The sequence below is a fragment of the Caballeronia sp. genome (assembly GCF_028292365.1).
Lineage (GTDB): Bacteria > Pseudomonadota > Gammaproteobacteria > Burkholderiales > Burkholderiaceae > Caballeronia.
Window position 1 is genome coordinate 1 of the sequence record NZ_JAQGMM010000678.1, and the last position, 3911, is coordinate 3911.

General features: G+C 65.6%; 3 protein-coding genes. All 3 read right to left on the reverse strand.

Annotation, left to right across the window (positions count from 1 at the left end):
* A partial coding sequence (locus JWR14_RS38425; RefSeq protein ID WP_299720073.1) for an NAD-dependent succinate-semialdehyde dehydrogenase occupies positions 1–1247 on the reverse strand: 1247 nt, incomplete at its 3' end.
* A gap of 94 nt (positions 1248–1341) precedes the next feature.
* A complete protein-coding gene (locus JWR14_RS38430) occupies positions 1342–1935 on the reverse strand; it encodes a UbiX family flavin prenyltransferase (protein WP_299720075.1) in 594 nt (197 codons plus the stop codon).
* Entirely contained in the window at positions 1922–3589 is a 1668-nt protein-coding gene (locus JWR14_RS38435) for a UbiD family decarboxylase (protein ID WP_299720077.1), read from the reverse strand. The genes JWR14_RS38430 and JWR14_RS38435 overlap by 14 nt, the downstream gene beginning before the upstream one ends.
* Positions 3590–3911: the final 322 nt, after the last annotated feature.

The following is a 3911-nucleotide window of genomic DNA, read 5'->3' on the forward strand; positions in this document are numbered from 1 at the left end:
GCGTTCGCCGCCGTGATTGCCTCGCGCTCGTCGCGGAAGCGAAAAAGCGGGGCGACGGGGCCGAAGGTTTCCTCGGTCGCAAAGCGCATTGAAGCAGTGACGCCACCCACCACAGTCGGCTCGAAGAAGAGCTTGCCGGCCGCATGACGCCTGCCGCCTGTGAGCACGCGCGCGCCGTGCGCCACCGCGTCGGCGATATGCGCTTCGACCTTCTCGACAGCGGCCTCGTTGATGAGCGGGCCTTGCGTGACGCCGCCCTCGAAACCGTTGCCGACCATGATCCGGGCGACCGCCGCCGTGAATTTTTCTGCGAACGCGTCGTACACGCTGTCCTGCACGTAGAAGCGGTTCGTGCAGACGCAGGTTTGACCGGCATTCCGGTACTTCGAGGCGAGCGCGCCCTCGACCGCCGCGTCGAGGTCGGCGTCGTCGAACACGATGAACGGCGCGTTGCCGCCCAGTTCGAGCGAGAGCTTCTTGATTGTCGGCGCGCACTGGCTCATCAGCATGCGGCCCACCGGCGTCGAGCCCGTGAACGAGAGCTTGCGCACGATCGGGTTGCTGGTCATCTCCGCGCCGATCGAGCGCGGATCGCCGACGACGACGCTGAACACGCCGGCCGGTACGCCCGCGCGATGCGCAAGCTCGGCCAGCGCCAGCGCCGATAACGGCGTGGCTTCAGCCGGCTTCACGATCATTGCGCAGCCGGCGGCGAGCGCGGGCGCGACCTTGCGCGTAATCATCGCGGCCGGGAAGTTCCACGGGGTGATCGCCGCGCAGACGCCGATCGGCTCCTTCGTCACCAGCATCCGCTTGTCGGCGGCAGGCGAGGCGAGCACGTCGCCGTCGATCCGTTTGGCCTGCTCGGCGAACCATTCGATGAACGACGCCGCATAACCGATCTCACCTTTCGCTTCCGCGAGCGGTTTGCCTTGCTCGGCCGACATGATCGCCGCGAGGTCGTCCGTGTTCGCGACCATCAGTGCGTACCAGCGCTTCAGGACCACCGCGCGCTGCGCCGCGGTGAGCGCGCGCCAGCCGCGCTGCGCGCGTTCGCCGGCTTCGATCGCGCGGCGCGTCTCGACGCCGGTCATGAGCGGCACGTCGGCGATCTTCTCGCCGGTGGCGGGATCGTCGACGGCGAAGGTGCGGGCATCGTCGGCGCCGCACCATGCGCCGTCGACATAAGCGAGCGTGCGCAACAGGCTCGGGTCTGTGAGCCGGGAAAGCAGGTTGGATTCAGTCATGGTCATCGCAAAGGGCGGCCCGCTGGCGCGTGCGTCGCGGCGGGCCTGTGAAGTGGGTGGTGAACGCGGGTGGTGAAAGCGGGTGGCGCGGGGGTTACGGCTCCTGCTGCTGGTCTTTCCAGCGCTTGACCACACCGGTTTCGATGTCAAACAGATCGAGCATGCGGCCTATCGTGTGATCAACGATGTCGGCGATCGTTTGCGGCTTCGAATAGAACGCCGGGACGATCGGCGCGATGATCGCGCCCATGTCGGAGAGCTGCACGAGCGTGCGCAGATGTCCGCCGTGCAGTGGCGTTTCGCGCACGCCGAGCACGAGGCGACGGCGCTCCTTCAACACGACGTCGGCTGCGCGGCTGATCAGCGAACTCGTGATGCCCGTGGCGATCTCGCTCATCGAGCGCACCGAGCACGGCACGATCAGCATTCCCTTTGTCTTGAACGAGCCCGAGGAAATGGCCGCGCCGATGTCCGCGGGCGAATACCATTTCGACGCGCGCGCGCGCAGATCGGCGGCGCGGATGTCGGTTTCGTAGGTCATCGTCAGCTCGGCGGCCTTGCTGACCACGAGATGCGTTTCGATGCCCGCCTCGGCGAGAAGTTCGAGCGCGCGAATCCCGTAGATCACGCCGGACGCGCCGGTGATGCCAACGATGATCCGCTCCGGCGTACTGTTATTCGTCGCCACGATCGCCCTCGATGCCGCGCACCGGCGAATTCGGCTCGACGCCGCTGCGGCGGCGCGCCTGATAGGACGCATCGCGCTGCATCCATTCGCCGCGCGTCGCCTGCTCGGCGTTGCGGTCCCATTCCTCGGTCCAGTCGCCAAGCGAGTAGCCGTACCACGGCGACTCAGGCGTAAGCTTCGGCAGGCCGAGACGTTCCCACAGCACCTTCGCGTTCTCCATGTATTCCTTCTTTGGCAGCGCGAGCGGCGGCATCGGCGTTTTCATCGTCGCGTCGATCAGCATGGCTGAATCGAGGCCTGTTGCGTGGTCCGAGCGCGGACCGTGGCCCGGCTCGCGGTACGGAATCATCTTCACGTCCTCGACCGGATTGCAGCGATAGCCCATCGCCCAGAACACGGCGTCTGCGTTGTTCGGATCGATGTCGTCGTCGATCGCGATCACGAACTTGCCGATCGCAGCCTGCAGCGACATCGTGCCGTACAGCGCGCGCCAGACCTCGGTGCGCTTCGCGCCGCGCTCGAACTGCAGGAACACGAAGCGACGCAGGTTCGTGAGCGGCTCGTGCAGCGACACCTTCTTGATGCCGCGAATGCCGAGGTGGTCGCGCAGGTGGCGCAGGAACATGGGCTCGTAGGCGAGACGTTTGATGACGCTCGATTCGGACGGCGTGACCTGCGAGATGATCGATGTCAGCACCGCGTCCTTGCGGCGCGTGATCGCCGTGACTTCAATAACAAGGTTGTAGTCTTCGAGCGCGACGTAACCGTGGCTTTCGCCAAACGGACCTTCCGGTTCGAGGTACTGCGGATCGACGTAACCCTCGACGACGATTTCCGCTTCGGCCGGCACCAGCAGATCGACGGTGCGGCCCTTGACGACCCGGATCGGCGCACCGGCGAGGCCGCCTGCGACGCTCAGTTCATCGACGTTCGGGCGCAACTTCTGCGGACCCTGGAACGCGACGAGAGGCGGTGCGCCGAGCACGATGGCGACCGGCATCTTCTCGCCCTTCGCCGCGTACTTGCGCCAATGGTCGAGACCGCCCGCGCGAAGGTTCACGAGCATCATCATGCCGAGGCGCGTCGCCGATTTCAGGTGGCCGCGATACGTGCCCATGTTCTGCACGCCGGTGTCCGGGTCGCGCGAGATCACACCGGTCATCGTCATGTATGGCGCGGCGTCGAAGCCCGGCGTCGAGATCGGCAGCGGCAGCGATTCGAGGCCGTTGCCCGGACCTTCGAGGTCTCGACCTTCGATCACGATGTCATGCACGGGGCCGCTTTCGACGACGACGGGCGGCACCGGGTTGTCGATTGCGCGGTTCCAGGCGTCGCCGATGTCGTCGAGCGTCGGCACGTTCATACCGATCCGGTAGATCTCCGGATTCGCGGCGATGCCGCCGACGATGACCGGAATGTCGTACTTGCGGCCCTTGCTGTCGACGATATTCGTAAAAAGGAACGCCTTGCGATCGGCCTCAGGAATGCCGCCGCGGAATTGCCAGCGCACGAGCGGATGCATTTCAGTGTCTTTATTGACCGGCTCGTCGATCCGATACAGCAGGCCCGCGGCTTCGAGGCGTGCGATGTGTTCGTGCAAGTCCGCGTAACCGCTGTTCGCGGAAAACGTGGAAGTGGTGTCTTGATCAGCCATGGCTAGAAGTCCCGTGAGGCGCCGCGTTGCGCGGCGCCCTTATTACTTGAAGTGTTGCCCGACGCGGGCGGGGTATTGCGTGTTCGATCGCTCTCGTACGTGCCGCGCGCAGTGCGACGGCACTTCGACGGCGTATCAGCGTATCAGCGGCGCATCGACGTCATGGCGTTCGCGAGCGACGCTCCCGCCACTTCACTCGCGAGTGAGAAGTCGGGAATCGTGATCTCGCGGAAGTACGTCTTCAGCGCCGCGATGGCGATCCGGTCGCGCGTGCAGATCGAGGCGACCATCGCGTCCGCGCGTTCGCTTAAGGCCGCAGCCG

What these genes read in the sequence shown, in the direction of transcription:
- JWR14_RS38435 (WP_299720077.1), bottom strand. Translation starts at nt 3,589, where the DNA reads ATGGCTGATCAAGACACCACTTCCACGTTTTCCGCGAACAGCGGTTAC.